At 30.2% G+C, this 258-nt stretch carries 1 protein-coding gene and 1 pseudogene; both read right to left on the bottom strand.

Annotated features, from left to right (window positions below; translation table 11 throughout):
* Positions 1-9: 9 nt before the first annotated feature.
* Positions 10-135 carry an IS3 family transposase gene (locus BBG47_RS29270; protein ID WP_083189664.1) on the bottom strand — a complete coding sequence of 42 codons (126 nt, stop codon included), beginning with the start codon at positions 133-135 and terminating at the stop codon, positions 10-12.
* Positions 136-138: 3 nt separating this feature from the next.
* Positions 139-258: pseudogene (locus BBG47_RS29730) on the bottom strand (acyltransferase family protein); the annotation flags it as partial.

The following is a 258-nucleotide window of genomic DNA, read 5'->3' as shown; positions in this document are numbered from 1 at the left end:
AACACTAAACTAGACAACTTTTTTAAGGGCTAATTTTCTGTAATCAACTGGTCTCATATAGCTTAGTGTTCCGTGAATCCGGTGTTTATTGTACCAGTTCACATAATCATTTAACAACAATTTCAGATGCTGCAAGTATCACACCTTTTTTTTGAACTTTGTTGTTCTTTGTTTTGCCCAATTGATACATTTCTTTTCAATTAAATGATATGATAATATAGAACAAAGTATTGTCGTTGTAATACATAAGATAAGAAG

Source organism: Paenibacillus sp. KS1, assembly GCF_001680695.1.
Taxonomy (GTDB): Bacteria; Bacillota; Bacilli; order Paenibacillales; family Paenibacillaceae; genus Paenibacillus_B; species Paenibacillus_B suaedae.
This window is presented reverse-complemented; position numbering and strand designations above follow the sequence as displayed.